Below are 25,140 nucleotides of genomic sequence, written 5' to 3' on the forward strand. Positions count from 1 at the left end.
GTTACCTGTCAGCAGCGAAACCGCGAACGGAATGGAGGCGGAATGAGCGAAGCCGACGACAGTGCGTTTCAGCGTGGTGCGGGTGCAAGCCCGTCGCCACAACATCAACCGGCTCCCCCTCCCAAACCCATTGTTGCATTCAACAGGCGCGAACTCGATGTCATCCTGAGGCTCTACGGGCGCATGGTCGCCGACGGCGAGTGGCGGGACTATGCCATCGACCTCCTGAAGGACCGGGCAATCTTCTCCGTGTTTCGCAGATCTTCCGAAATGCCGCTTTACAGGATCGAGAAGGACCCGAAACTGGCCCGCCGCCAGGGCACATATTCGGTCGTGGCGACCGGGGGCATGATCCTGAAGCGTGGCCACGATCTGGCGCAGGTGCTGAGGGTTCTGGAGAAGAAAAAACATCTTCGGGTGGTCGACGCCTGACCAGGCATACGGTCAGTCAGCTGATGACCGGATGTGGTTCATTTGCCCTGCGTTGATCCGGTCACAGGCATTTCCTTGATGGTCGCGTCAATGACCGGCTGATGCTGGTCGGTTACCCGCCGGCCGCGGACCAGACGATTGGTTCGGCCAAGCCTGGCAGCGCAGTGTTCTGCCGCTTCATTCCATTGATTTGCGCAAGGCTGGCGTTGACGCCCATTGACGCAAGTGTAGGCAAGCGATGTGTCGGACATTCGTGCGGCCACAAAAAAGCCCGGCACAAGGCCGGGCTTTTCCGTTTGTTCAGTTTGGCTGCGCTTAGTCGCGGTTGCCGAACAGCTGCAGCAGCATGATGAACAGGTTGATGAAGTCGAGGTACAGACGCAGCGCGCCCATGACGGACTTCTTCGTAGCGACTTCACCGCTGTCGCCTTCGTAGTACATTTCCTTGATCTGCTGGGTGTCGTAGGCGGTCAGGCCGGCGAACACCAGAACACCGATCACGGAGATGGCGAACTGCAGGGCGGAAGATGCCATGAAGATGTTGACCAGCGACGCGATCACGATACCGATCAGGCCGATGAACAGGAACGAGCCCCAGCCGGACAGGTCCTTCTTCGTGGTGTAGCCGAACAGGCTCAGCGCGCCGAAGGTACCGGCGGTGATGAAGAAGACCTGAGCGATCGAGCCCGGGGTGTAGACCAGGAAGATCGAGGACAGGGAGATACCCATTACGGATGCGTAGACCAGGAAAAGGGTCCGCGCTGCGCCGGCACTCATGGACTGAATGCGGAAGGACAGCCAGAACACCATTCCGAGCGGTGCGAGCATGACAACCCATTTCAGCGGGCTGCCGTAGATGGCAACACCCAGCTGGGTGAGCATGCGGCCGTTGCCAAGGCTGGCGACAGCAGAGTTCGGATCGGTGGTCGTTGCAAGCATGACCGTTGCCAGCGCAAGAAAGCCGGTCAGCGCAAGGCCGATGGTCATGTAGTTATAGACGCCCAGCATGTAGGAGCGCAGGCCCTGATCGATGCCGGCCTCGGCGCGTGCGCCGGCGACGGTATACGCGCCTTGAGATTGACGGTCATAGGTCGACATGGTCGTAAAAATCCCCTTCTAGATAGACGTGCGCATGCAATCGCGCATGCAACACAACTCCCTCAACATATGGGAAAAGCCTATCCCGAGCACAAGTCGAATTCGATGAAAAATTCGTAATCTTTGCGCTCAGGACGTATTATTTGAACCTATCCTTAAAAACAGGCTCAGATTCAGTCGTATTATTTCATGGCTTTCAGTCGGGATTCGATCTGCCGGTCGCAGGTGCCGCCGGGGTTGCGAACGATTTCTTCCGACGCGAAATCGAGGATTTCCTTTTCCGGATCCTGCATCTGCTCGACAGTCACACCGGGTTTGAACCACTGCAGAACCGCATAGTCGCCGCCGGCATCGGTGAGGAAAGCGATCGGCTTGCCATTTTCGGTGATGCCCATGCGGCCGACGCGGACTTCCGCAATCGATACCTTGCGCGCTTCGCCGTCGATGGTCAGCCGGTTTTTCGACACGTTCAGTTTCTTCAGCTTGGAGCCTTCAGTGCCGACCCAGTTACCGTAGAAGCGCTTGCCTTTTTTCTCGACGGAAAGGCAGGAGTTCTCGAAATTCGGGATGGAAAGACGGACGGCGGAAACCTCGATCGGATCCTCGCCCTTGGGCGCCAGCGTGTATTTCATCGCATTGTCGCCGGTCCGGTACACCCGGATGCCGACCGGCGTATAGCCGGAATCGTTCATCGAACGGGTGAAGAAATCGAACTGGTTGGCGTCGTTGGTGCCGGCCCGGCGATAGAGCCAGCGCTTCGGCAAGCCGTTTTCGAAGACCAGCCAGTCACTGACGACGAGGCCGCGCGGGCCTTCCGGCGTGTTCAACTGCCAGACCCCGGTATGAAACGGGCTTTCCGCCGACGCGGCAGGGGCGAAAGCCATAGCGGCAACTGCGGACAGGGCTGCAGCCCCGGCAATGGTCTTCAAACGAATTTTCGGGAGAAACTTGAACATGGAATGGCCCCTTCTTAACAAACTGCCCGGAGCTGAACCGGATAGCCAAGATCAATTCAGTATGCAAGTTGTGTGGAGCTGAAGTTTGTCGCGATTTGGTTGTATTTCAGGATTTTTTCCTGAACGAAGTTTGCCAAGAGCTGTGGGCGCCGGATCGAAATAGATCAGCGCTCGTCAAGAATTCGTTGGATCTTGTTTTCGGAAGTCTACCGGTTCGCCGGAAATAGCCTTGCTGATCAAAGGAGGTGCGACGGAAGCCGGCAAACGTCCTTTGACCAGCTATTTCCTGTGCGCACGTTGGCCGCTACAGCAGCTGACCGCATTTTGCGCTAGAGATTTCGCAGGACAGGTGCGGGCTTTTCACCCAGCACCCGCCATGTGCCGATGAGGCCGAAACCCACCGTCAGCACCAGCGCGATCAGCGCGGCACCTGCTGCGGTCACCGGCATCATCACAAATGACCCATCCATGATCTGCGTTATCACGTACCAGGCGGCGACCCCTCCGGCCAGCAGGGCGAACACCGCCGTTGCAAGGCCCAGAATGGCGTATTCGAGTGCATAGGCGAAGATCAGGCGAGCCCGTGTCGCACCAATGGTTTTCAGAATGACCGCATCGTAGATCCGGCTGCGATGACCGGCGGCAAGTGCACCTGCCAGAACCAGAACGCTGGCGATCAGCGTGATCGAGCTTGCGCCGCGGATGGCCCAGGCAAGCTGTGCCACCAGATCGTTGACCTGAGAGATCGCGTCCTTCACCCGGATTGCCGTCACTGTCGGAAAGGCGTTCGAGACAGTCTTCAACAAGGCAAGTTCCGTCTCTTCCGACACATCATCGTCCCAGCCAAGGGTCATCAGATGGGCATGCGGGGCACCGGCAAAAGTATTCGGCGAAAACACCATCACGAAATTGATCGCAAGGGACTGCCATTCTACTGTACGTGTGTTGGCAATTTCCGCCGTGATTTCCCTGCCGAGCACATTGACCGTGATCCGGTCTCCGATCTTGAGACCGAGATCGGTGGCGGCCTCTTCATCGAAGGACACCAGCGGAATGCCGGTGTAGTCCTCCGGCCACCAGGAGCCTTCTTCCAGCTTCGAGTTCTTGGGCAAGCTTGCGTCATAGGTAATGCCGCGGTCACCGCGCAGCACCCAGCCGGAGCCTTCCTGGGCGGGGACGAACTTGTCGGCTGCAATACCGTTCAGCGAGACAATGCGTCCGCGCAGCATCGGGACGCTTTGCAGGTTGGCGTCGGATGCTTCAGCATTCAGCAAGGCCTCGAAGGCATCGCGTTCATGGCTCTGGATATCGATGAAGAAGAAGCTCGGAGCCTTGTCGGCAATGGTTGCGGTCAGCTCGCGCCGCAGGTTTCCGTCGATGAGGGCAAGGGCTACCAGCAGCGACAGGCCAAGTCCGAGCGACAACACGACTGACGGGGTCAGCGCTCCGGGACGGTGAATGTTTGCAATCGCCAGCCTGAGCTCGGTCGAGCGGACACTGGGCAGGCGCCTGGCTATGGCCATGATCGCGCGTGCGACCAGCACCAGCAAAACGAACGCACCGGCGGATGCGGCGATGTAGGTGCCGGCCATGCGCTGGTCGTGGGCAAGCAGAATGGCGATGGCGGCAAGGGCAAGCACTGTTGCCGCGGTGGCAAACAGGTAGCGTTTGCGCGGCAGCTTGGCGCCGCCGGTCACGATATCCCGGAAAAGGGCTGTCGGCGGTACGTCATGAGCCCGCCCCAACGGCCAGATTGCAAAGGCGAGAGCGGTCAGGAGGCCGTAGACGAGGCCAAGGGCAAGCTCGGTCGGATAGATGCTGGCCGCGAGCTTGACCGGTAGAACCGGCGCCAGTGCGGCAGCCGCGGCAAAGGGGATCAGGGCACCCAGCACAAGGCCGACGACGATGCCGAGCAGCGCAAGCACCAGCATTTGAACCAGATAGATCTTGAAGACGAAGCCGCCCGTCGAGCCCAGGCACTTGAAGCTAGCGATAACCTCACGCTTGGTTTCCAGATAGGCGCGGATGGCATTGGCCACGCCAACACCGCCAACCACCAGCGCGGTCAGGCCGACCAGTGTCAGGAATTGTGCGAAGCGATCAATGCTGCGTTGAAGGCCCGGGGACGCATTGGCGCGGGAGCGGATACGCCATCCCGCGTCGGGTTGGGCGGATTTGGCCTCTTCGACGATCCCTTCCATTGCTTCCAGGTTGGGAGCCGGGGCCATTCGAACGCGGTAATGCCAGCGGACCAAGCTGCCGGGCTGGATCAGGCCGGTTTCAGGCAGGGCGGCATCGGAAATCAGAAGGCGCGGACCGAATTCCATGCCCCCGGCCAGTTTGTCCGGTTCGTTTGCAATTGTGTCGGCAATTCGGATGGTGGCTCGTCCGAGGGACAGCGTATCGCCAACATTCGCGCCAAGCCGCGCCAGAAGAGAAGGGTCCACAACGGCGCCCCAGGTCCCGTCTTTCCGGGCCAGGGCCGTTTCCAAGGCCTTTCCGGAGGCAAGTTCAAATGTGCCATAAAGGGGATAGGGACCGTCGACGGCTTTCAGCTCTACCAATGCCTGATCGCCGGTCTCCGGTCTTCTTGCCATGGCCCGCGTGGTCGCAACGCGGGACAGGTCACCAAGGCCGTTCAGATAGGCAAGTTGATCGGCGTCGGCCTGCCGGTGGATCAGGGAAAAATCGAGATCACCGCCCAGGATGGACTGACCTTCGCGCGAAATCCCTTCTGTCAGAGCCCGTGAGACAGACGTGACGCCTGCGATTGCCGCTACGCCGAGCGCGATACAGGCAATGAAAATGTAGAAACCCTTGAGGCCGCCGCGCAGTTCACGAAAGGCGAACCGGGCTGCAAGGCGCATCGTCTGGTGGTTTGCCGGTGCGTTGCCCGGGACAAACGCGCTCATGCAGACACCTCGCGGCGGGCGCGGTCAGACGTTTCTTCTTCGATTTCTCCGGAGCGAACGCGGATCATGCGGTCGCAGCGGGCGGCAAGGCTCGGGTCGTGGGTGACCAGAACCAGCGTCGTGCCCCGGTTCTTCTGGGCGGTGAACATCAGGTCGACAATCTGTGCGCCGGTGCTTTCATCGAGGTTGCCAGTCGGTTCGTCTGCGATCAGGATCGCGGGTTCGACGACCAGTGCCCTTGCCACGGCGACGCGCTGCTGTTCGCCGCCGGACAGTTGCGCCGGGTAGTGGTGCATGCGGTGTCCGAGCCCGACGGCATCCAGCTCCGCCTTGGCCTTGTCGAAGGCGGCGGTATCCCCAGCAAGTTCCAGCGGCACGGCCACGTTTTCCAAAGCGGTCATGTTGGGAACAAGGTGAAATGACTGGAAAATGATCCCGACATTGCGGCCGCGAAACCGGGCCAGCTGGTCTTCGGACAGGGGGCCGAGTTCGGATCCGGCCACGTTGACCGAGCCTTCATCAGCGCGTTCCAGCCCCGCCATGACCATCAGCAATGTCGATTTTCCGGACCCTGACGGGCCGACAAGGCCGACGGAGGCCCCCTTCTCGATCTGAAGGTCGATCCCCTTCAGGATATGCACCCGCCCGGCGCCTTCGCCGAGGGTCAGGTGGACGTCTTTCAGGGCGATCGCGGGCGAATTTGTCATTCTCTGGCCTTTACAATGGGCGTTGATCGTCTTCCTGACAGTCACAAGCCCTCGACAATTGGACGCTCTGCGACCATATGGGCCTGTTGAAGAGCGTCTTCCAGTCCCAAAAGAGTGTTCACGTGAACCGGTTTATTGCCTGCCTGACGATAATCATCCTGTCTTTCCTGCCAATGGCCGCCCAGTCGGCCGATCTGAAACTGGTGGTGCTGGGGGACAGTCTGTCCGCCGGCTATCAACTGTCGGCAGGAGAGGGCTTCACGGATCAGCTCCAGAAAGCGCTTGATGCGAAGGGGCAATCGGTCGAGGTCGTCAATGCCGGCGTGTCTGGCGACACGTCAAGCGGCGGGCTGTCGCGGCTGGACTGGTCGGTGGGGCCGGACACCAGTGCAGTCATCGTGGAGCTCGGAGCAAACGACGCGTTGCGGGGGATCTCTCCGGAGCTGACGCGCAAGAATATCGACGAAATCGTCCGACGCCTGACGGAACGCGGTGTTGCCGTGCTTGTCGCGGGCATGCTGGCCCCGCGCAATCTTGGGCCGGAATATGCCGAGGCATTCGATCCGATCTACTCCGATGTTGCCAAGGCGCACGATGCGTTGTTTTATCCCTTCTTCCTCGAGGGTGCCGCCCTCAATCCCGATCTCAACCTTTCCGACGGTATGCATCCCAACGCCAAAGGGGTGGAAGTCATCGTCGAAAACATTCTGCCGAAAGTGGAAGAGCTTTTGGCCAAAGCCCGATCCTAGGGGCTTTGCTCTGGACCTGGGGTGGAAGCCGATCCGGCTTCCGGGACGCCCCGTTTTCAAAATTTGAAGGATAGTCTTATGGAAAAGCGCCGTCTTGGCCGCACGGATATACAGGTCAGCGCCCTTTGCCTCGGTACCATGACCTTCGGGGAGCAGAACTCCGAGGCGGAAGGTCACGCCCAGATGGACCACGCCGTGGAAAAGGGCATCAATTTCTTCGACGCGGCAGAACTCTATCCGATCCCGCCGAAGAAAGAGACCCAGGGCCGGACCGAGCGCATCGTCGGCACGTGGTTCAAGAAAACCGGCATGCGGGACAAGATCGTCATGGCCACCAAGGTGGTCGGGCGGACCGACATGGACTGGTTCCGTGAAAATGGTGCGAAGGCGAAACTGGTTCGCGAAGAGATCGAATTTGCGGTCGACCGCAGCCTGAAGAACCTGGAAACAGACTATATCGACCTCTACCAGATCCACTGGCCGGACCGGAACGTCGGCGGTTTCGGTTCAAACCCGACGCGCTGGGCGGATGTCGAACCGGCTCCGGACGAAAACAGCATCCAGTCGACGCTGGAAATCCTTGGGGATCTGGTCAAGGCCGGCAAAATCCGTCACGTCGGTGTCTCCAACGAAAGTGCCTGGGGCACGATGCGCTACGTTGCGGCGTCCGAGATGTATGACGTGCCGCGGGTGGTCTCGATCCAGAACGCCTATTCCCTGGTCAACCGGACCTTCGAAACCGGCCTTGCGGAAGTTGCCCGCCGGGAAGATGTCGGTCTTCTGGGATATTCGGCACTGGCCCAGGGATATCTGACGGGCAAATACCGCAATGGCGCCCTTCCGGCAGGTGCCCGCAAGACGCTGTTCAACCGCCTGCAGCGCTATGAGCATCCGCGCACCATCGAGGCGGTCGATGCCTATCTGGACCTGGCGCAGGAGGCGGGGCTTGATCCGTCGCAGATGGCACTTGCCTTTGCCATGTCGCGGTCTTTCATGACCTCGGTCATCCTGGGTGCGACGACCATTGAGCAGCTGGATACCGACATCGGAGCTGCGGACGTTACGCTGAGTGCCGATGTTCTGGAGAAAATCGATGCGCTGCATCAGGAATTCGGCAATCCGGCGCCGTAACTGGCGTAACTTCCTGATCGATAAATCTTTTTAGAGAATCATCTGCAGATCGGAGGCCGGGCTGGTTATGAACCAGCCCGGTATTCATTTGAGTGCGGCGCTGAATTTTTGAACGCGCTCAAAAACTTAGCTTTTTGTCTTGCGATTTTCATGAAGTTGATTCCTCATGGGATTCATCAGCGACAGCGGAGGGAACACCCATGCCGCGCCTTTTTACAGGCCTTGAGATTCCGTCCCAGACGGCACTCATGCTTTCGATGCTCCGGGGAGGCCTTCGGGGCGCCCGCTGGATTGATCCGGAGAACTACCACATCACCTTGCGCTTCATTGGCGACATCGATGACCGTACGGCCGACGAGATCGCCGCCGCGCTCGATCGTGTACGCAGGGATCCGGTGGAAATCCGCCTCAACGGTCTTGGTTCTTTCGGCAACGGCAAGCCGCATGCAGTCTGGGCCCGGGTTGAGCCGACCGCTCAACTTGCCGAATTGCAGGCCGAGCAGGAACGCATCATCCAGCGTCTGCATCTGCCGGCCGAGCGGCGCAAGTATGTTCCGCATGTGACCCTTGCCCGTTGCAGGACCTCGACAAACGAGGACGTGGCCAAGTGGCTGAGCGAGCGCGGCAACTTCCAGGCACAGCCCTTCATTGCCGGACGTTTTGTGCTGTTCTCGGCGAAATCAAGTGTCGGTGGCGGCCCCTATCTGGTGGAAGAGGCGTATCCGCTGGCAGCGTGACGCCCGTGTTCTGGTGGCGTGCAGCGAGACCAGAGGGTTTGCGCGCCGGCAGAACGAACCCAAACCTTTGCCGGTTTCGGGTCGCTTTTGGCTGAAACCCTGAAAAAGATTACACCGACCCGACGCGAAAAAATGACGCACGCTGGCGTCTGCGTTCCTTTTGTGATGGTCAAAAGTGACAGGAAGGCCCCGCGAAACTGTGCGGTTTTTGGGCAGGCCGGTATTCAGGAGCAGTGAAAAAGGCTGTTTTGCCTAAATAATAAGTTGAATGAATTCTCTGAATGGTTGAGTGACTTAAAGTATAAACCTATGGTTTGGAAGTTTAGTTGGCTCAGTATTCAAGTTGCGTAAAGGAAAATTAATGGCTTGAGCGTTTTGTGGGCACACTGTGCAAGGCTCGACATGAGCTGCCCCAAAAAAACGAGACCATTATGAAGTTCTTTGCAGATTTGCCCATCGCGGTGCGTGTCGGAGCGCTGTCCGCGATCGCCGTGGTTGCCATTGGCGTATTGCTTGGCACGGCGCTTTACAGCCAGCAAATCGTGTCGCACGAAATCGACAATCTGGCTGAATACTCGCAAATGGACTTCAAGGTGTCGCAGGTTCAGGCTCATGCCCAGAACATGCAACGTAGCCAGAAGGACTTTCTTCTGAACAAGGACCTTGCCTTCGTCGAGGAATACAAGGCCGAGTTCGAGAAAGCCCAGAGCAACCTGAATGATGTCGATACGAAGCCGCAATCGGCTTCCATCACGGGCAACATCGCGACGCTTCGCAGCGTGCTGGATCAGCACAAGGCCAAGTTCGATGTTCTGACCGAAGAGCTTACCCGTATGGGGCTCGACGAAAGCACCGGGCTGCAGGGGTCTCTGCGCACTGCCGTCCATGACGTGGAAAGCAAGCTGGATGCCGCCAATCTGGACTCATTGACCGTCAAGATGCTGATGATGCGCCGTCATGAAAAAGATTTCATGCTGCGCGGTGACGAGAAATACGTCGGCAGGATCAGCGAACGGCGGGCCGAATTCGCCGATCTGCTGCCGAAAAGCGGGTTGTCCGACGCAGAGCAGGCTGAAATCGGCAAGCTGCTGGACACTTACCAGGCCTCCTTCAAGGCTTATGCCGACTTGTCCCTGAAGATCGCTGCCGACCTGGTCGAGATCGAAGCAATCTACGCCCAGGTCGCTCCGGAATGGGCGGTGATGTCTGAAGCTGCCTATGCGGGCAAGCTGGCTGCCGGGGAAGCGCTGGACACTGCCCAGGCCTTCTCCAAAACAACATTCCTGACCGTTTCCGCCATCGCATTGGTGCTGTCTATCGGGCTTGGCTGGCTGATCGGCCGCAGCATTACCAGGCCGGTGAAAACGCTTACCGGAACCATGGGAACGCTCGCTGGCGGATCCATCGACATCGACGTCCAGTACACCGACCGCAAGAGCGAGATCGGGAGCATGGCCCGCGCCGTGGAGGTTTTCCGCGCCAATGCCGTCCGGACCCGCGAACTGGAAGCGGAGCAGAAGGAACAGGCAGCAAGAACCGCCGCCGAGCAGAAGCGGATGATGATGGAGCTTGCCGACAGTTTCGAAAGCTCCGTTGGTGAAATCGTCCAGGCGGTATCGTCCTCGTCGTCCCAGCTGGAATCGAGCGCAAGTTCCATGAGCGCCACCGCCGAGCAGACCCAGCAACAATCCTCGAACGTTGCCGCGGCAGCCGAGCAGGCATCTGCCAACGTTCAGACCGTTGCCTCCGCAGCCGAAGAGCTGTCGTCGACGGTTTCTGAAATTTCCCGACAGGTCGCCCAGTCTTCAAATGTTGCTTCCACGGCAACGGCGGAAGCCAAGAAGACCAACGACCAGGTGCAGGGACTTGCCGAAGCCGCCTCGCGGATCGGTGAAGTGGTGAAGCTTATTTCCGATATCGCGGAGCAGACCAATCTTCTGGCGCTCAATGCCACAATCGAAGCGGCCCGTGCGGGCGAGGCCGGCAAGGGATTTGCCGTCGTTGCGTCGGAAGTGAAGGAACTGGCCAGCCAGACGACCAAGGCGACCGAGGAAATCTCCCTGCAGATTTCCGGTGTCCAGTCGGCGACCCGTGACGCGGTCTCTGCTATCGACGGCATCACCAAGACGATCTTCGAGATCAACGAGATTGCCGGCGGGATCGCGGCGGCTGTCGAAGAGCAGGGCGCGGCAACCACCGAGATCGCGCGCAATGTGCACGAAGCTTCCACCGGTACACGCGATGTGACCCGCAACATCAGCAGCGTCAGCGAAGCAGCCACCCAGTCGGGGCATGCGGCGGAAGAGCTGCAGGCGGCCTCCGGCACACTTGCAAGCAATGCCCGGGCGCTTCAGGCCGAGGTCGACGGCTTCCTGGCACGCGTACGCGCCGGCTGAGATCAGGCGCCCAGCAGGCCGGCATAAACACCGAGCGTGCGGGCGCACATGGTTTCGACCGAGAAATTCTGGCGGACATGGGCGAGAGCCCGGTCCGCCATTTTGTTTTTCTCGTCCACGTCCTGGCCCAACACACGGACAATGGCATCCGCCAGAGCCTGAGGGTCGCCCGGTGCCACCCGCCAGCCGGTGCGTTCGCTTTCGGCCGCATCGGGCGGGGAGAGGACGGTTTCAGGTACCGCTCCGAGGTTGGAGACGATTACAGGCACCCTTGCGGCCTGTGCTTCGACTGCCGCCCTGCCGAAGGCTTCCGGTTCGACAGAAGCAACAATCGCAATATCGGCCAATGCCATGGCGGCGGGGACGTCGGCACAGTGACCGACGATCCGGACCTTGTCCTGCAGTCCGTTGTCGGCAATCAACTTTTTCAACTCCGCCAGATAACCATCGCGACCCTGGGCATCGCCCGCCAGAATGGCGATCGGGTCGGACGGCAGCCTGTCTTGCAGAAGCGCCATCGCCTCGATCACGACACGCTGTCCCTTCCAGGCGGTCAGCCGGGCCATGTTGAGAAGAATCGGGCGTCCCATCGGGATGCCCCACTGGTCCTTCAATGCCTGCAGCCGCAGAGCGCTGACATTGTCGGGTAGCAGGCCTTTCAGATCGGATCCGCGCTGGATGACGGTGATCTTGCCTTTTGCGAACGGGTGCCGGTCTTCGATCAGCCCGGATATGAAATGCGAATTGGCAATCACCGCATCCCCGCGTGCCATGACCGAATTGTACCAGCCCTTCAGCGCATTCGACTGGTTATAGGTGCCGTGGTAGGTGGTCACGAAAGGGGTTCGGGTGCGCCGTGCGGCCCAAAGGCACGACCATGCCGGGGCCCGGCTGCGAGCGTGAAGCAGGCTGACCTTGCGTGTGGTCACGATCTCCGCCAGCCTGGCTGCATTCTTCCAGAGGGTCGCCGGGTTCTTCGACTTGACGGGCAGCACAATGTGTTCCGCGCCAAGGGCTTCCAGTTCCGGCACCATCTGGCCGCCCTGGCTTGCGACGAGAGCCTTTCCGCCGGCTTCCACCACCGCTTTGGCAACGTCCAGCGTCGTGCGCTCGGCGCCACCGGAGTTGAGATCCGGGATCACTTGCAAAATCGTGGTCTCAGAAGGCAGATGAACCAAATCGGATCTCCGGTGAACTGGTCAAGGCGGGGCGTCTGTGCCAAATGGCATGAACAGAAAACATCTATCAGAACGAGAGCCTTAATATGGGTGATTCCGAACCGCAATTCATCCAGATCGGAAAAAACGACGTGAAACGCCGGATTGCCGTGCGGAACGCGCCGGGTTCCGGGGCAAGTTCGTTACCCGGCATCTTGTGGTTGTCCGGGTTCAAGTCGGACATGTCCGGGACAAAAGCCGAGGCATTGGCCGAGGAGGGGGCACGAAACGGGCAGGGTGTGGTGCGGTTCGACTATTCCGGCCATGGCCTGTCGGGCGGTGATTTCGAAGATGCCTGTGTTTCCGACTGGCTGGAGGAAGCGCTTGCCGTTTTCGATGCTTGTTGCCCGGGCGAAACCGTATTGGTCGGCTCCTCCATGGGCGGGTGGCTCGCCTTGTTGCTGGCGCTCGCCCGCAAGGACACTGGCCGTATCAAGGGGCTGGTTCTGATTGCTCCCGCGGTTGATTTTACCGAAGAGCTGATGTGGAAGCAGCGCTTCAGCGATGAGATCCGTGCCGCTATTCTTGCCGATGGCCGCTGGGAACAGCCTTCAGCCTATAGCGATGCGCCCTATGTGATCACGCGCAAGCTGATCGAAGATGGCCGCAATCACCTACTTTTCGGGACGCCGCTTCATCTCGGTGCTCCCGTTACGATCCTGCAGGGCGCGCAGGACCCGGATGTGCCGGAAAGTCATGCACGCCGCCTGGTTGAGGCCTTGCCGCTGGACGATGTCACTTTTTCGCTGGTGCCGGATGGCGATCATCGTCTGTCCCGGCCAGAGGACATCGATCTTCTGTTGCGGGCCGTTGCGGACATGTCGGCCCGATAGGGACCACACCCTAGACCGGCAGGGTTTCCCGGCCCTGTTTTTTCACCTTGTACCAAGCCCAGAAGAGACGGGCGGCAACGGCGCGGTGCGGTGTCCAGGCCTCGGCGATGACGTCGAGCTCTTTTGGTGCCGGACGTTCTGCCAAGCCGAGGGACACCTGAACCGCGACTTGCAAGGCCAGGTCGCCGCTTGGGAAGACATCAGGATGTCCCGCGCAGAACAGCAGGAAGATATCCGCGGTCCAGCGGCCAATACCCTTTATCTCGCATAATGCGCGGTGGGCTTCATCCGCCGGCGCCTGTGCCAGATGAGCAAGGTCGAGACCGTTGCCACATGCTTCCGTCAGCGCGCGCAAGGTCTGGATTTTCGGTCGGGACAGGCCGACGCCTGCCAGTTCCTCGTCGGTGAAGGTTGCCAGGTTTTCTGCCGTCAGCGGCGCAATCAGCACCTGAAGGCGTGCGAAGATGGCAGCCGCGCTGGCAACCGACACCTGCTGTCCGGTGACAATCTGTGCAAGACCTTCAAAATCGGCCGCGCGGCGGCGCAAGGGGATCGGTCCTGCTGTTCCTGCAATTTCCTGCAGGCGCGGGTCGAGACGGATCAGCGCCTTGAGTCCGGCTTCGATGTCTTCTTCGGTGGTAATCGGGGTCATGTCGGCGGGGCTTGTCCGGAGATGTCTTGAGCTGTCGGGCGATACTGTCTCTTGCGCGGCGGCTGGGGAATGATAGGTAGGACTTCACTCATCAGCCCGCTCCGCGTCAACAGCCTTTGCCGATCTCATGACCCAGCCCGTATTCCGCTTTGCTCCTTCGCCCAATGGGCACTTGCACCTGGGGCATGCGCTTTCGGCTCTCCTGAATGCGCGTGCAGCTGTTGCGCTCAGTGGCCGGTTTCTCGTGCGGGTGGAAGACATCGACCAGACCCGGTGCACGCCGGACCTGGAACGGGAGATGTTCGAGGATCTCGCCTGGTTGGGTGTGCCGCTCGATGAGCCCGTGTTGCGCCAATCGGAAAATTTTCCGCAATACCGGGCAGCCCTGGAAAAGTTGCAGGACATAGGCCTGGTTTATCCCGCCTATCTGACCCGTGCTGAAATCAAAGCGTTCGTTTCTGCCAAGGAAGCTAATGGAATAAGCTGGCCGCGGGATCCCGACGGTGCGCCGCTTTATCCTGGCGATGCTGCGGTTCTTTCGGCGGAAGAGCTCAGGAGCCGGGCGGCCAGCGATGCGCCGTTCTCACTGCGTCTCGACATGCAGCGCGCCCTCGCGCAGATCGGAAGGGCGCTGTCGTGGCAGGAAACGGGGGCGGAAGGCGAAAACCTGTTTGCCGAACCTGTCGCGGTGCCTGTCGAGGCGGCGGCGTGGGGTGATGTGATCCTTGCCCGCAAGGATACGCCGACGAGCTATCATCTGTCGGTGGTGGTCGATGATGCCAGGCAAGGCATCACCGATGTGCTGCGCGGACAGGACCTTTATCACGCAACCAGCGTGCACAGGGTCCTGCAGGAACTGCTCGGCCTGCCGTCACCGGTCTACCGGCATCATAGGCTCGTCCTGGGGGCGGACGGACGCAAGCTCTCGAAGTCCAGCAAGGACACCAGTCTCCGGTCGTTGCGTGAGGCCGGCATGACCCATGCCGAATTGCGCAAGAGGATCGGGCTCTAGCGCGTTCAGGGATTAGCGCAGGCTCATGCCGAACCAATGATCCAGGAACCAGATCCACAAGCTGGCTGTAACGATGGCGCAGAGCGTGGTCATGGTAATCGCATTTGCGGACATGGAATGGCCGGTGCCGTATCGGTTGGCGAAAATATAGGCGTTGACACCCGTCGGGCAGCTGGCCGTCAAGGTCGCAACGGCTGTCCACAGAGGCGGCAGATGGAACACGAAAGCCCCGAAACAAAAAACGACGATCGGCATGAGCAGCATCTTGATGATGCTGAGGATCAGTCCTGGCACAATATTGCCGCGCATGCCGTATTGCACGAGGCTCATGCCCAGTGACAGCAGTGACAGAGGCAGCGCCGTGGCGGCGATGCGGCTGATTACGTCGAGACCGATCTCCGGCAGCTCCAGGCCTGTCTGCCGCCAGATAAAGGCGGCGACGATGGTGACGACGAGGGGGTTCTTCACCAGGCTTTTTCCGGCTCCCATCAACAGTTGGGAAATGGGAGGGGAGGCCGTGCCGTTGTCGATTGCAGCTGCCCGCTCCATCATCACCGCCATCAGTACTGTCATCGTGGCCAGGTGGATCGAGATGATCAGCAGCAGTGGGGCCAGACCTTCGTCGCCGTATACCGAGGCAACCAGTGGCAGACCGACCAGAATCGTGTTGGCGAAGGCGGCGGATATCCCGCCGATCGCGCTTGCCCGGGCATCGCGGCCGAAACCCTTGCGAATGATCAGCGATCCGAGCAACCAGGCAAAGCCGACGCCGATGAAGTAGGTTGCCCAGAGCGCCAGCGGAACACCCGCGCTGAGGTCAGCGCCGATCAGCGATCGGAAGATCAGCACCGGGATCGCCACGATATAGACGAACTGCCCGAGTGCTTCGCTGATGCTCTGGTTCAGAATGCGGGTTTTGGCGAGGCAGTAGCCAATGCCGATCAGCAGGAAAACCGGGGCGACGATCGTAAGTGTTTGAGCAAGCATCTATGCGGCAACCCAAAGGCTGTTTCCGGTTGATTTGGGACTGGGTGCAGGTGGATGCCGGTCTGGATGGACAGCGGCCACACGGCAAGGTAAGCAGAATTTCGACCAACTTGGCTTTTTGGCGCGTGTCTGGCAAGCCCGGTTGAGACCCATTCAGGCGAAGGACCTCCGGCCGCATGGCAAATCATGACGAGGACAGCGTCAAACTTGCGCTTCTGGCCCACGATCTCAGAACGCCGCTTGCCGCCATGCGCCTGACGGCGGAGCTGATCGGCACCGGTCCGCTGAACGGGACACAAAAAGATCAACTGTCGATCCTCATTCGCTCCATCGATGCACTTACGCAGATGACGGGCGAGCTTGTCACGGCTGCCGAACCGGGATCGCAAGCGGAAACAAGACCCAGTCGGATCGCCGATGTCGTTTCGGAAATCGCCGACCTCTTCCAGGTCGCGGCCGAAGCAAAAAACCTGACCTTGACGCTGAAAATAGACGACGAGGCCCGCGAGGCGGTTACATCAAGTGGTGGGACACTGCGCCGGGTGATCACGACATTGCTGGACAATGCTGTCAAATACACTGCTGAGGGCGGGGTCACGGTCGAAGTTCGCGCAGCCGGCCACAAATCGGAGGATGCCTCCGGTCAGGGCGATCCGTCCTCCATCCTGATTTCCGTTGCAGACAGCGGCCCCGGGATCGAGCCTGAAGAAGGTGCACGGCTGTTCCGGCCCTTCGTCCGGGGCCGGCACGGCCGGGAAACCGCGCCTGGAACGGGTCTCGGTCTTTGGGGGACGGCGCAGTTCGTCCGGGACATGAATGGCCGGTTGACACTGGCGCGTTCCGAGACCGGCGGCAGCCGGTTCAATGTGGAAATTCCGCTCGGCGAGGGCGATGACGGCCTGTTGCAGGCCGAGGCAGACCAGCATGGAACATCGGCAACATCCGAAGATGCGTCTGTCACCGGGCCCTTGTCGGCGCATGTGCTTATTGTTGATGACAACGAGACCAATTGCCGTCTGCTGGCAGCGCTGCTGGAATCCTTCGGCATTTCGTCGGAGGCCGCCAGATCGGGCGAGCAGGCTGTCGGTCTCGTTCAAAAGAGCGACTTCGATGCCGCGTTGCTCGATCTGCACATGCCCGGCATGAGCGGTGTCGAAACGGCCGAGGCGCTCGGATCTCTGCGCCCGGACCTGCCGCTGATCGCCGTGACGGCGGCTCTGGAGTCTGTTGGCGACACGCGTTTGCGGGATGCGGGGTTCCGGGAAATCCTGACAAAACCCCTGTCACCTGCCGCCCTTTTCGAGGCGATGAAACTGGCGAGCGGACGCAGAGCGGGCTGAGGGCCACACCTTACGGCCTCTATCCTGTCAGGGCTGTTTCATCTCGGCGCAGGGTCAGAACCTCGACACCATCGGCGGTAACGGCGACCGTGTGTTCGAACTGCGCCGACAGCTTGCCGTCTTTGGTCACAACCTTCCAGCCGTCCTCTTCGGTTGAAACCCGGCTGGTGCCCTGGTTGATCATCGGCTCGACGGTGAAGACCATGCCTTCGCGCAATCTCATGCCCGTTCCGCGCCGTCCGAAATTCAGTACGTTGGGCTCCTCGTGCATTTCACGGCCGATGCCGTGCCCGCAATAGTCGCGCACCACCGAGTAGCCGTTCTTCTTGGCGTGTTTTTCGATTGCATGGCCGATATCGCCCAGATAGGCGCCCGGCTTTACCTGCTCGATCCCTTTCCACATCGCTTTCTGGGCAACACGCACCAGCCGTCTTGCGGCCGCACTGGCGTTTCCGACCACATAGGTCTTGCTGGAATCGGCAATGAAGCCGTCCTTTTCGAGCGTGATATCCAGATTGATGATGTCGCCGTCGCGGATGATCTCGTTCCGGTCCGGAATGCCGTGGCAGACGACCTGGTTGATTGAGCAATTCAGCACAAATTCAAAGCCGTATTGCCCTTTGCTGGCCGGACGGGCGGCAAGGTCCTCGGTTATGAAACGCTCCACCATGTCGTTGACGGCGAGTGTCGACATTCCGGCAAGGTCAACACCATCGAGCATCTCGAAGACGGAGGCGAGCAACCTGCCCGAGTTGCGCATGAGTTCCAGTTCTTCGGGGGTCTTGACCATGTCAGGCAACCGCCGCATCTGCCGAGGGAGCCTGCGCTGCGTCGAGCTGCATCTTGATGATGTCGCTGAAGGACAGGGTCGGGTTGGCCTCGGCCAGCATGCCGATCTTCATCCAGAATTCGGCCTGCGCATTGATGGAACGGCACATGACGGTGCTGGCCCGGCGGATTTCCTCGTGCAGACCCTCGTCGATCTTGACGATGCCCATGACTGTCTCCCGAAATGGCTGGTTATATGAAACGTATATGTTTCGTATATAGCCTTCGATCTCGGGTCCCGCAAGCCGGGTTTTGTGTTGGGATATCGGATGAACGCGAGGCAGTCTTCAGGCGTCTGTTTCAACCAGGTTTCCGGCTGCCTCGAGGGCCTGTTCCAGCCGATCGTCGCCCCAGTAGAGGTCTCCGCCTGGAATGACGAAACTCGGTGCGCCGAAGATGCCGAGTTTCTCGGCTTCGGTAACGGCTGCGCGCAGACTTATCTTGTTTTCCCGGCTGTGGGCGGTTGCCAGGGCCGTCCGGGCCGGAGCGCCGATTTCCAGCAGCAGTTCGGCCATCAGGCTTTCGTCGGCGATGTTCAGCCCCTGTCCGAATTCAGCGATGAAGACCGCACGGGTAAAGGCCCCTATCCAGGGCTGGTTCTGTGCTGCGTGTGCGATCCTGGCGGCCAGCAGCGCGTCCTGGGGAAAGGGAGACGGCAAGGTGAACGGCAGGCCGTATTGTCTGCAAAGCCGCTCCATGTCGCGCCACATGTAGTGGCCCTTGGCGGGATACAGGTTGAAGGGAGAGGTTGGCCAGCCCTGCTTCTTGAAGATCGGACCGAGCAAAAATGGCCTCCAGGCGATCTCAACGCCATAGTCACTTGCAAGCGTTTCGATCCGCATGGCCGAGAGATAGCTGTAGGTGGATGCAAACTCGTACCAGAATTCCACCACCGGTTTCCGGTCCTGCCGCAATGACACTATATTCGTGCCGGTAGGGGCCGCAGGCGGCTGACTGTTTTTCACATTCCGCATCTCCGCAAAATCTGAACCGGCCGGTTTCAGGAAGGGATTGGATCGGGCAATTGGATGCGTTAAAGAGCAGCCATGACGCAAACCCAGCCCCAGCAGCATAATCCCAAGACCGGACTGAGCAAACTATCCATCTGGTGCATTAACCATTCGATGGTATGCGTTGGGCTCTATATCTGCCTTGTGTCCCTGTTCTTTCTGGCCTTTCCCGGCGTCGATCTCTGGGCGAGCGGGCTTTTCCATTTTGGCGATGAGGGCTTCAAGGCCGAGAACGTCGCGTTCTTGCGCGATGTCCGGCACCTTGGACCGTTTCTTGTCCGGGTGATCGCCATCGTCTGCGTGGCGGTTCTGCTCATCAAGCTGCTGGTGCCGGGCCGTCAGCCGCTGATGCCACTACGTCAGCCGGTGTTCCTGCTGTCGACGCTGATCCTTGGGCCGGGGGTTCTGGTCAACCTGATCCTGAAAGACAACTGGGGCCGCCCGCGGCCCCGCAACGTCGAGATCTTCGGTGGGGATCTGCCGTACCAGCCGGTCTGGAAAATCTCGAACTACTGCGACAGCAACTGTTCGTTCGTGTCCGGGGAAGGCTCGGCTGCCATGTGGCTGGTGGCGGCAGTTACCTTGCTGGTGCCCGCAACCTGGCGCAAGGGCGCTCTCGTCTTTCTGATCCCGCTCGGCCTTATCCTGTCAGCCAACCGGGTGGCTTTCGGCGGGCATTTCCTGTCCGATACGCTGTTGTCCTGGGGCGTGACGCTGCTCCTGATCCTGGCGATCCACCACCTGCTTTATCACAAGACCCCACCGCTGGTGAGCGATCGCCAGCTTGACGAGTGGTTCACCGTGAAAGGGAGGCGCTTGCAGCGGGTGTTGCAGCGGCTGGCGGTTCGGGGCCGACGGGCACTTCGCGGCATCGGTCGCGTTTTTGCCGAACGCTGACGAACACTCTACTTCTTGCGTGGTCTTGTGCGTTTCAGGATGCGGGCAAAGCGCAAGGGCGAGCGGTCTTCCACCCAGGTAATGGCATCATTGAGCGGCGGCGTCTTGCGTCTTCGGCTGCGCAGCATGCGTGCCGCGCTCCGGTTCGTGCCGACAATGACAATCATGCCGAGCGCAAGCAGGGGGACGCCGGTCGGGATCGGCAGCCAGACCGTTACCAGCCCGGCCAGGATCAGCGCAGCCGCAAGAGACCACCACAGAATTTTCATTTTGGTGCCAAGGAAGTCGTGCAGATCAGACACCCATACACCGGTGTCTGAGACGGATTTATGAACCCGTGCCCGGCAATCCCCGGCTTGTCGTGTGGTCAAGCAGCGTGCCTGGCTTTGTCAGGCGCTCGTCATCAGGTCCTGAAAGAGACGTTGACCACCAGTGCGCACGAGCTGGTACACCTGTTCAAAGCCGTCCGGGCCGCCGTAATAGGGATCGGGAACATCCTGCGGCGGTCTGTTCAAAAGCAATCGTAGCCGGGGGCTGCTCGCTCCGCCCATGCGCTTGAGGGCCGCGAGATTGTCCCTGTCCATGGCGACGATGGTGTCGAAGCGGCGGAAATCATCTGCCCGCACCTGCCGTGCCCGTTGGGCGGAGATATCGACCTCATGCCGCGCGGCTATCTCGATGGAACGTGGGTCCGGTGGATTGCCGATGTGCCAGGCACCGGTTCCCGCGCTATCGACCACGAAACTGTCTGCCAGTCCTGCCTCCTGCACGATGTCACGGAAGACGCCTTCCGCAAGTGGCGACCGGCAGATGTTGCCAAGGCAAACGAAGAGGACGGCGTGGGGCAAGCGGGTTATCCTTGAAACAGGCGCCAAGCGGATGCTGGCAGCCCGCCATTGGGCTGACACAGAACTGGATTAGGTGCACGGCAGGCAGACGGCGCGTTTTCGGGCCGGGCCGTTACGCAAAACAGGAGGACCAGATGGTTGAACGACTGAAGCCGGAAGACCGCGCCGCCGGATTGAACGATCTGCCGGGCTGGCACATGTGCGAAGACCGGGAGGCGATATCGAAATCCTTCAAGTTTCACAATTTCCGCGAAGCCTTTGCCTTCATGACCCAGATCGCGCTGGTGGCAGAAAAGATGAACCACCATCCCGAATGGTTCAATGTCTATCGCAGTGTCGATATTACCCTGTCGACCCATGACGTTGGCGGGCTCAGCAAACTGGACCTCCAGCTCGCGGCGGATATCGACAAGATTGCCGGCAAGATGCAGTGACGCTTAAAGCCGGGTGCTGATCGTTTGTTGATCTAGCCGCCCTTGGTCAGCACGAACCGGTGGCCGCCCTCTATGCGCTCCGCTTCCAGCAGGGTATGGCCCTGCTCGTTGCAGAAATGGGGAATGTCGATTTCCGCCATCGGGTCCGTGGTCAAAACGGTCAGTTGCTCGCCGCTGGATAACCGGGTGAGGGCCTTGCGGGTCTTGAGCACGGGCAGCGGGCATTTCAGGCCCTTCAGATCGAGTGTCGTTCCGGTCGTCAACAAAGTCTCCGTTTCAGGGGCGCCGGTGGCGGGTCGAAATTTCTTCCCTTTGTTGGCCATTCATACAAGATTAGGAAGTCAAAACTAGCCTGATTTGCCGGTGTCATCGGGGTACAGGGATGAAAACCGTCCCAGACTTGAGGCCAGGTAGGTCCGGTTCCGGATTGACGGCTGTCGCAATAGCGCACCCGCAATCCGCCGGCAGGGTTTAACTGCGAGAAACAGCTTCTTCAAAGGCGCGGGACGATTGCATGGTGCAGGAATGAAAGCAGGACTCCGGAGCGCAATCATGCTTGCGGCCGCGGCCCTTTCGCTTGTTGCCGGCCCGGCAAAGGCAGACCCCGCCGAAATCCAGATCGTCACCCAGAGTTTCGCACCGCTGCAATGGGACAACGCGGGCAAGCCGGACGGTTATGTCACGGCCTATATGCTCGAAGTTGCCAGGCGGGTCGGGGAAACAATCCCGCTGAAGATCGGCGCTTACGAATTCCTGCCTTGGAAGCGGGCAATGCTCCTGGCCGAAACCATGCCGAATGTGCTTTTTTTCTCGCTGTCGCGAACGCCGGAGCGAGAAGATAAATTCATCTGGCTGGGCGAAGTCTCGCCCTATGGGCAGAATTTCTACCAGCTCTCGACCAGACCGAAGATCGAAGCCGACACGGTCGAGGACCTGCGTGATCAGAAGGTGCGGATCGGTGTTCAGGACGGCTCCAATCTTCTGTCCCACCTCAAACAGCTCGGGTTCGAGAAAACCGGGAACCTGGTGCCGATCACCGATTTTCACCAAGGTATCGAGATGCTTTACCTGGAGCGGATCGATGTCCTGCCGCTGACCGGGTTCCTGGCAGAGGCCAGCGCCTGCAAGCAGGGATATGACGGCAGCCTCCTGCAGCCGGTGGTCTTTGTCGAGGCACTTGCCAACCCGCTGTGGGCCGTGTTCAGCCAAGGGACGGATCCCGCGCTGGTCGAGGCGTTCAGGCAGGAAATGTCCGCCCTGAAGGACAGCGGCTTTCTGGACGCCCAGACACGAGCACACCAAGTCAACTGGCAGACATTGGCCTGTGGCGCGTTGACAGCGGGCAAGTGAAGCTGGCAGGAACGGATCCCACCCCTTCCACTCCTTCATCTCCGGAAATTGCCGCCATGACAGACCAGCCGATCACCTCCCTCGACGTTCTCGATTTCTGGCGGAACGCCGGGCCGGCGAAATGGTTCGCAAAGGACGACAAGTTCGACAAGTTGTGCCGGGACAGGTTCCTGGCCGCTATCGAGGATGCGGCTGAGGGCAAGCTCGATGGCTGGGCGGATACGGCCGATGGTGCGCTCGCGCTCCTGATCCTGCTTGACCAGTTCCCGCGCAATGTCTTCCGCGGCAGCCCCAAGGCTTTCCGGGCCGACCCGAAGGCCGTAGAGGTTGCCGAAAAGGCGCTTGATCGTGGTTTTGACAGGGCGTTTCCCAAGGAGGCGCGCGGCTTTTTCTACCTGCCCTTCGAGCACGCAGAGGACATGGCGCATCAGGAAAGGTCTGTTGACCTGTGCCGCGTCCTTGGCGACACGGAACTCTATCACTACGCGCTGATCCACCTCGACGTCATCCGCCGCTTCGGCCGCTTTCCGCATCGCAATGCCGTTCTCGACCGGCAATCGACACCGGAAGAGATCGCCTATCTGGAAAGCGGCGGCTTCTCAGCCTGAGGATCTGCCCGGGAGCTGCTTCTGCGGTTGAGGCATTGACCGAGTTGCCCTGTCTTCAGGACGGCCTTCTGAGGCCGTCCCAACGCAGCATGCGGTCTGCTTACTGATTGGAAACGCCGCTCAAGCCGTCATACATTGCATGCATCAGATGATGCGCGGCCTCCGGATTACCAAAGACCGGAAATTGCGGGGAGAGGTCGCCCCGACGGCCGTCTTTCTGTGCGTCATAGACCAGATTTCCGCCTTTCACGGTCCCTTCGATCTTTATCCCGGCCAGCTTCTCCGGATCGATCGCCGTCGGGTCTTCGGACAGCAGAACGAAATCGGCCAGCTTGCCGACTTCGATCGACCCCTTGTCGTTTTCCTCGAATTGTTGCCACGCGGGCCAGATGGTCATGGCTTTCAAGGCAGTCATGACGTCTACCCGCTGGCTCGGGCCAAGGATGTCGCCTGACCGGGTGCGCCGTGTGACCGTTGCTGAGAGAATACGCATGCTGTCCGGGAAGGCGACGGGCGCATCGTGATGGGAGCCGAACTTCATGCCGCGTTCGCGCACCCAGCCCGTTGGCGAAATATTGTCCGCGTTCACCGGGCCGACCGTGTGGTCTCGGTGCCAATCGCCCCAGTAGAAGGTGTGCATGGGGAACAGGGACATGAAAACGCCAAGCCGCTTGTAGCTGTCCACCTGGTCTTCACGCAGGAACTGGCCGTGGATGAGCACCGGCCGGTTGCCGGGGTCTCCATATTTTTTCTGGGCCGCGTCAATGGCGGCAATCAGCATGTCGGAGGCGCCTTCGCCATTGGCGTGCGTGATGATCTGGATGCCGTTTTCGTAGCACCAGTTCACTGCGTCCTGAACCTTTTCCATCGTCACCGACGCATAACCGGCATAACCGGGAGGATAATCGCCGACGGGATCGTAGTAAGGCCGGTCTCGCAAGGCCGTAAAGCCTTGTGGTGAGCCGTCGATTGTCAGCTTGCATCCGCCCACGCGCACTTTGCCTTCGTAGTCGCGCGAAACATGCTGGGCGATGTAATCCTTCGCTTCGAGCACGTCGGGATAGGCGATAACGTCCACCGGAAGACCCTTGTCCGCGTCCACCGCCTTCAAGGCTTCGACCACCGCCCCGGAAGAGCGGCCATCCTGCGCGGTCGTATATCCGTAGCGCATCCAGAGGTCTGCTCCGGCTTCCGCGAAAGCAGACAGTCCTTCCGGCCCCAGAGTTCCGAGCAGCGGGATGAGCACATTGAAAAAGGCATATTCTTCAAGAACGCCATTGGGAGTTCCATCCGAAGTGCGCTGAATGACACCGCCTTCCGGATTTTCGGTCGAGGCGGTGATCCCCGCGAGTTCAAGCGCCTTGGAATTGGCAACACCGAGGTGGCCTGACTGATGCACGATCACGATCGGGACTTCCGTCGAGACCGCGTCGAGATCCTCACGCGTTGGATGGCGGAGTTCGGCCAGTTGTGCGTTGTCGTAGCCGAAGCCGATGATCATCTTTACCTTGTCGACTGTCGCAGCGTTCTTCTCCGCCCAGGCTTTCAGCGTTGCCTGCAAGCTGGCGATATCCGTGACTTTGCCGTCCGGCGGCGCAAGCAAGTTCGCCGAAAGGGCCTGAATTCCGCCCATGACCACGTGTCCGTGGCTATCTACGAACCCCGGTAGCATCGTCCGGCCGTTCAAATCGAACGCCTCCGTCGTTTCGCCTTTAAAGGCCGAAATATCGGCCAACGTTCCTGCCGCCAGTATTCGCCCGTCTTTCACCGCGACGGCTTCAACCTTCGGCTGACTGTCATTGATGGTCAGGATGGGGCCGCCGGAATAGATGGTGTCGGCCACGTCCTGCGCGCTCGCAAGACCCGGCAAGAACGAAAGGGCGATGGCCGCTAGCTTGGCACTGTGTCTCATTTCAGCCTCTGCCGGTTGGTCCGTTGGGATGGGGTCATTGAAAGACAGAGCAACTAATGGCTGCATCTGCCAGGGTTGCGTCTGAAAAGTATAC

The 25,140-nt window shown here is 60.0% G+C and carries 26 protein-coding genes; 12 read left to right on the forward strand and 14 right to left on the reverse strand.

Features of this window, described 5'->3' with window-relative positions; translation table 11 throughout:
• The first annotated feature begins 42 nt into the window (after positions 1–42).
• Complete coding sequence (locus tag ACP90_RS02020; RefSeq protein ID WP_062486404.1) at positions 43–432, forward strand: DUF2794 domain-containing protein; 390 nt, start codon at positions 43–45, stop codon at positions 430–432.
• Between the two features lie 315 nt (positions 433–747).
• Here ACP90_RS02020 and ACP90_RS02025 read toward each other — a convergent pair whose 3' ends face one another.
• From ACP90_RS02025 to ACP90_RS02040, 4 genes are all read right to left on the reverse strand, one after another.
• On the reverse strand, positions 748–1,530 hold the full coding sequence (locus ACP90_RS02025; RefSeq protein WP_023002698.1) for a Bax inhibitor-1/YccA family protein: 783 nt from the start codon (positions 1,528–1,530) through the stop codon (positions 748–750).
• A gap of 182 nt (positions 1,531–1,712) precedes the next feature.
• A complete protein-coding gene (locus ACP90_RS02030) occupies positions 1,713–2,486 on the reverse strand; it encodes a hypothetical protein (RefSeq protein ID WP_023002699.1) in 774 nt (257 codons plus the stop codon).
• Between the two features lie 329 nt (positions 2,487–2,815).
• Complete coding sequence (locus tag ACP90_RS02035; protein WP_208993432.1) at positions 2,816–5,398, reverse strand: ABC transporter permease; 2,583 nt, start codon at positions 5,396–5,398, stop codon at positions 2,816–2,818.
• Positions 5,395–6,105 carry an ABC transporter ATP-binding protein gene (locus ACP90_RS02040; protein ID WP_023002702.1) on the reverse strand — a complete coding sequence of 237 codons (711 nt, stop codon included), beginning with the start codon at positions 6,103–6,105 and terminating at the stop codon, positions 5,395–5,397. The genes ACP90_RS02035 and ACP90_RS02040 overlap by 4 nt, the downstream gene beginning before the upstream one ends.
• Positions 6,106–6,227: 122 nt before the next feature.
• On the opposite strand from ACP90_RS02040, the gene ACP90_RS02045 reads away from it, so the two are divergent.
• The 4 genes from ACP90_RS02045 to ACP90_RS02060 all read left to right on the forward strand — a co-directional run bounded on the left by ACP90_RS02045 (position 6,228) and on the right by ACP90_RS02060 (position 11,118).
• Positions 6,228–6,854: an arylesterase gene (locus ACP90_RS02045; RefSeq protein ID WP_031270103.1), complete on the forward strand. Its 627-nt coding sequence runs from the start codon at positions 6,228–6,230 to the stop codon at positions 6,852–6,854.
• Between the two features lie 78 nt (positions 6,855–6,932).
• The gene (locus ACP90_RS02050) at positions 6,933–7,985 is read left to right on the forward strand and encodes an NADP(H)-dependent aldo-keto reductase (RefSeq protein ID WP_062486407.1); all 1,053 of its coding nucleotides are present in this window, start codon (positions 6,933–6,935) and stop codon (positions 7,983–7,985) included.
• Between the two features lie 200 nt (positions 7,986–8,185).
• The gene (gene thpR, locus ACP90_RS02055; RefSeq protein ID WP_023002705.1) at positions 8,186–8,722 is read left to right on the forward strand and encodes an RNA 2',3'-cyclic phosphodiesterase; all 537 of its coding nucleotides are present in this window, start codon (positions 8,186–8,188) and stop codon (positions 8,720–8,722) included.
• A gap of 431 nt (positions 8,723–9,153) precedes the next feature.
• The gene (locus ACP90_RS02060) at positions 9,154–11,118 is read left to right on the forward strand and encodes a methyl-accepting chemotaxis protein (RefSeq protein ID WP_062486410.1); all 1,965 of its coding nucleotides are present in this window, start codon (positions 9,154–9,156) and stop codon (positions 11,116–11,118) included.
• 2 nt (positions 11,119–11,120) lie between these two features.
• Here the strand turns inward: ACP90_RS02060 and ACP90_RS02065 are convergent, their stop codons facing one another.
• On the reverse strand, positions 11,121–12,296 hold the full coding sequence (locus tag ACP90_RS02065) for a glycosyltransferase family 4 protein (RefSeq protein ID WP_353612648.1): 1,176 nt from the start codon (positions 12,294–12,296) through the stop codon (positions 11,121–11,123).
• Between the two features lie 86 nt (positions 12,297–12,382).
• Between ACP90_RS02065 and ACP90_RS02070 the strand changes: the two genes are divergently transcribed.
• A complete protein-coding gene (locus ACP90_RS02070) occupies positions 12,383–13,168 on the forward strand; it encodes an alpha/beta hydrolase (protein ID WP_062486417.1) in 786 nt (261 codons plus the stop codon).
• Positions 13,169–13,178: 10 nt separating this feature from the next.
• Here ACP90_RS02070 and ACP90_RS02075 read toward each other — a convergent pair whose 3' ends face one another.
• Entirely contained in the window at positions 13,179–13,820 is a 642-nt protein-coding gene (locus tag ACP90_RS02075) for a DNA-3-methyladenine glycosylase (RefSeq protein ID WP_062486421.1), read from the reverse strand.
• Between the two features lie 127 nt (positions 13,821–13,947).
• On the opposite strand from ACP90_RS02075, the gene gluQRS reads away from it, so the two are divergent.
• Complete coding sequence (gene gluQRS / locus ACP90_RS02080) at positions 13,948–14,832, forward strand: tRNA glutamyl-Q(34) synthetase GluQRS (protein WP_062486424.1); 885 nt, start codon at positions 13,948–13,950, stop codon at positions 14,830–14,832.
• 12 nt (positions 14,833–14,844) lie between these two features.
• Here gluQRS and ACP90_RS02085 read toward each other — a convergent pair whose 3' ends face one another.
• On the reverse strand, positions 14,845–15,819 hold the full coding sequence (locus ACP90_RS02085; RefSeq protein ID WP_062486427.1) for an AEC family transporter: 975 nt from the start codon (positions 15,817–15,819) through the stop codon (positions 14,845–14,847).
• Between the two features lie 176 nt (positions 15,820–15,995).
• Between ACP90_RS02085 and ACP90_RS02090 the strand changes: the two genes are divergently transcribed.
• Complete coding sequence (locus tag ACP90_RS02090) at positions 15,996–17,159, forward strand: hybrid sensor histidine kinase/response regulator (protein WP_062486430.1); 1,164 nt, start codon at positions 15,996–15,998, stop codon at positions 17,157–17,159.
• A gap of 19 nt (positions 17,160–17,178) precedes the next feature.
• Here the strand turns inward: ACP90_RS02090 and map are convergent, their stop codons facing one another.
• The 3 genes from map to ACP90_RS02105 form a co-directional block, all read right to left on the reverse strand.
• On the reverse strand, positions 17,179–17,949 hold the full coding sequence (map, locus tag ACP90_RS02095; RefSeq protein ID WP_055659942.1) for a type I methionyl aminopeptidase: 771 nt from the start codon (positions 17,947–17,949) through the stop codon (positions 17,179–17,181).
• 1 nt (position 17,950) lies between these two features.
• Positions 17,951–18,157 carry a ParD-like family protein gene (locus ACP90_RS02100; RefSeq protein WP_055659940.1) on the reverse strand — a complete coding sequence of 69 codons (207 nt, stop codon included), beginning with the start codon at positions 18,155–18,157 and terminating at the stop codon, positions 17,951–17,953.
• 117 nt (positions 18,158–18,274) lie between these two features.
• Positions 18,275–18,952, reverse strand: coding sequence for a 2-hydroxychromene-2-carboxylate isomerase (locus ACP90_RS02105; protein ID WP_353612649.1), 678 nt, complete (start codon positions 18,950–18,952; stop codon positions 18,275–18,277).
• Positions 18,953–19,033: 81 nt separating this feature from the next.
• Here ACP90_RS02105 and ACP90_RS02110 point away from each other — a divergent pair, with 81 nt between their 5' ends.
• On the forward strand, positions 19,034–19,894 hold the full coding sequence (locus ACP90_RS02110; protein WP_062486433.1) for a phosphatase PAP2 family protein: 861 nt from the start codon (positions 19,034–19,036) through the stop codon (positions 19,892–19,894).
• A gap of 8 nt (positions 19,895–19,902) precedes the next feature.
• Here ACP90_RS02110 and ACP90_RS02115 read toward each other — a convergent pair whose 3' ends face one another.
• Together ACP90_RS02115 and ACP90_RS02120 are read right to left on the reverse strand one after the other, a co-directional pair.
• Positions 19,903–20,163, reverse strand: a complete 261-nt coding sequence (locus ACP90_RS02115) for a hypothetical protein (RefSeq protein ID WP_023002717.1) — start codon at positions 20,161–20,163, stop codon at positions 19,903–19,905.
• 120 nt (positions 20,164–20,283) lie between these two features.
• The gene (locus tag ACP90_RS02120) at positions 20,284–20,751 is read right to left on the reverse strand and encodes a low molecular weight protein-tyrosine-phosphatase (protein ID WP_208993542.1); all 468 of its coding nucleotides are present in this window, start codon (positions 20,749–20,751) and stop codon (positions 20,284–20,286) included.
• A gap of 125 nt (positions 20,752–20,876) precedes the next feature.
• Here ACP90_RS02120 and ACP90_RS02125 point away from each other — a divergent pair, with 125 nt between their 5' ends.
• The gene (locus ACP90_RS02125) at positions 20,877–21,176 is read left to right on the forward strand and encodes a 4a-hydroxytetrahydrobiopterin dehydratase (RefSeq protein ID WP_023002719.1); all 300 of its coding nucleotides are present in this window, start codon (positions 20,877–20,879) and stop codon (positions 21,174–21,176) included.
• Between the two features lie 32 nt (positions 21,177–21,208).
• On the opposite strand, the gene ACP90_RS02130 is transcribed toward ACP90_RS02125, so the two are convergent.
• Complete coding sequence (locus ACP90_RS02130) at positions 21,209–21,442, reverse strand: sulfurtransferase TusA family protein (RefSeq protein ID WP_055660494.1); 234 nt, start codon at positions 21,440–21,442, stop codon at positions 21,209–21,211.
• Positions 21,443–21,728: 286 nt separating this feature from the next.
• On the opposite strand from ACP90_RS02130, the gene ACP90_RS02135 reads away from it, so the two are divergent.
• Complete coding sequence (locus ACP90_RS02135; protein WP_158514154.1) at positions 21,729–22,526, forward strand: ABC transporter substrate-binding protein; 798 nt, start codon at positions 21,729–21,731, stop codon at positions 22,524–22,526.
• A 56-nt stretch (positions 22,527–22,582) separates the two neighbouring features.
• Positions 22,583–23,134: a DUF924 family protein gene (locus ACP90_RS02140; RefSeq protein WP_062491265.1), complete on the forward strand. Its 552-nt coding sequence runs from the start codon at positions 22,583–22,585 to the stop codon at positions 23,132–23,134.
• Positions 23,135–23,234: 100 nt separating this feature from the next.
• On the opposite strand, the gene ACP90_RS02145 is transcribed toward ACP90_RS02140, so the two are convergent.
• A complete protein-coding gene (locus tag ACP90_RS02145; RefSeq protein ID WP_062491267.1) occupies positions 23,235–25,046 on the reverse strand; it encodes an amidohydrolase family protein in 1,812 nt (603 codons plus the stop codon).
• Positions 25,047–25,140: the final 94 nt, after the last annotated feature.

The organism is Labrenzia sp. CP4, from assembly GCF_001579905.1.
Lineage (GTDB): Bacteria > Pseudomonadota > Alphaproteobacteria > Rhizobiales > Stappiaceae > Roseibium > Roseibium algicola.

What these genes read in the sequence shown, in the direction of transcription:
- ACP90_RS02020 (WP_062486404.1), top strand. Translation starts at nt 43, where the DNA reads ATGAGCGAAGCCGACGACAGTGCGTTTCAGCGTGGTGCGGGTGCAAGC.
- ACP90_RS02025 (WP_023002698.1), bottom strand. Translation starts at nt 1,530, where the DNA reads ATGTCGACCTATGACCGTCAATCTCAAGGCGCGTATACCGTCGCCGGC.
- ACP90_RS02030 (WP_023002699.1), bottom strand. Translation starts at nt 2,486, where the DNA reads ATGTTCAAGTTTCTCCCGAAAATTCGTTTGAAGACCATTGCCGGGGCT.
- ACP90_RS02035 (WP_208993432.1), bottom strand. Translation starts at nt 5,398, where the DNA reads ATGAGCGCGTTTGTCCCGGGCAACGCACCGGCAAACCACCAGACGATG.
- ACP90_RS02040 (WP_023002702.1), bottom strand. Translation starts at nt 6,105, where the DNA reads ATGACAAATTCGCCCGCGATCGCCCTGAAAGACGTCCACCTGACCCTC.
- ACP90_RS02050 (WP_062486407.1), top strand. Translation starts at nt 6,933, where the DNA reads ATGGAAAAGCGCCGTCTTGGCCGCACGGATATACAGGTCAGCGCCCTT.
- thpR (WP_023002705.1), top strand. Translation starts at nt 8,186, where the DNA reads ATGCCGCGCCTTTTTACAGGCCTTGAGATTCCGTCCCAGACGGCACTC.
- ACP90_RS02060 (WP_062486410.1), top strand. Translation starts at nt 9,154, where the DNA reads ATGAAGTTCTTTGCAGATTTGCCCATCGCGGTGCGTGTCGGAGCGCTG.
- ACP90_RS02070 (WP_062486417.1), top strand. Translation starts at nt 12,383, where the DNA reads ATGGGTGATTCCGAACCGCAATTCATCCAGATCGGAAAAAACGACGTG.
- ACP90_RS02075 (WP_062486421.1), bottom strand. Translation starts at nt 13,820, where the DNA reads ATGACCCCGATTACCACCGAAGAAGACATCGAAGCCGGACTCAAGGCG.
- gluQRS (WP_062486424.1), top strand. Translation starts at nt 13,948, where the DNA reads ATGACCCAGCCCGTATTCCGCTTTGCTCCTTCGCCCAATGGGCACTTG.
- ACP90_RS02085 (WP_062486427.1), bottom strand. Translation starts at nt 15,819, where the DNA reads ATGCTTGCTCAAACACTTACGATCGTCGCCCCGGTTTTCCTGCTGATC.
- ACP90_RS02090 (WP_062486430.1), top strand. Translation starts at nt 15,996, where the DNA reads ATGGCAAATCATGACGAGGACAGCGTCAAACTTGCGCTTCTGGCCCAC.
- map (WP_055659942.1), bottom strand. Translation starts at nt 17,949, where the DNA reads ATGGTCAAGACCCCCGAAGAACTGGAACTCATGCGCAACTCGGGCAGG.
- ACP90_RS02100 (WP_055659940.1), bottom strand. Translation starts at nt 18,157, where the DNA reads ATGGGCATCGTCAAGATCGACGAGGGTCTGCACGAGGAAATCCGCCGG.
- ACP90_RS02110 (WP_062486433.1), top strand. Translation starts at nt 19,034, where the DNA reads ATGACGCAAACCCAGCCCCAGCAGCATAATCCCAAGACCGGACTGAGC.
- ACP90_RS02115 (WP_023002717.1), bottom strand. Translation starts at nt 20,163, where the DNA reads ATGAAAATTCTGTGGTGGTCTCTTGCGGCTGCGCTGATCCTGGCCGGG.
- ACP90_RS02125 (WP_023002719.1), top strand. Translation starts at nt 20,877, where the DNA reads ATGGTTGAACGACTGAAGCCGGAAGACCGCGCCGCCGGATTGAACGAT.
- ACP90_RS02135 (WP_158514154.1), top strand. Translation starts at nt 21,729, where the DNA reads ATGCTTGCGGCCGCGGCCCTTTCGCTTGTTGCCGGCCCGGCAAAGGCA.
- ACP90_RS02140 (WP_062491265.1), top strand. Translation starts at nt 22,583, where the DNA reads ATGACAGACCAGCCGATCACCTCCCTCGACGTTCTCGATTTCTGGCGG.
- ACP90_RS02145 (WP_062491267.1), bottom strand. Translation starts at nt 25,046, where the DNA reads ATGAGACACAGTGCCAAGCTAGCGGCCATCGCCCTTTCGTTCTTGCCG.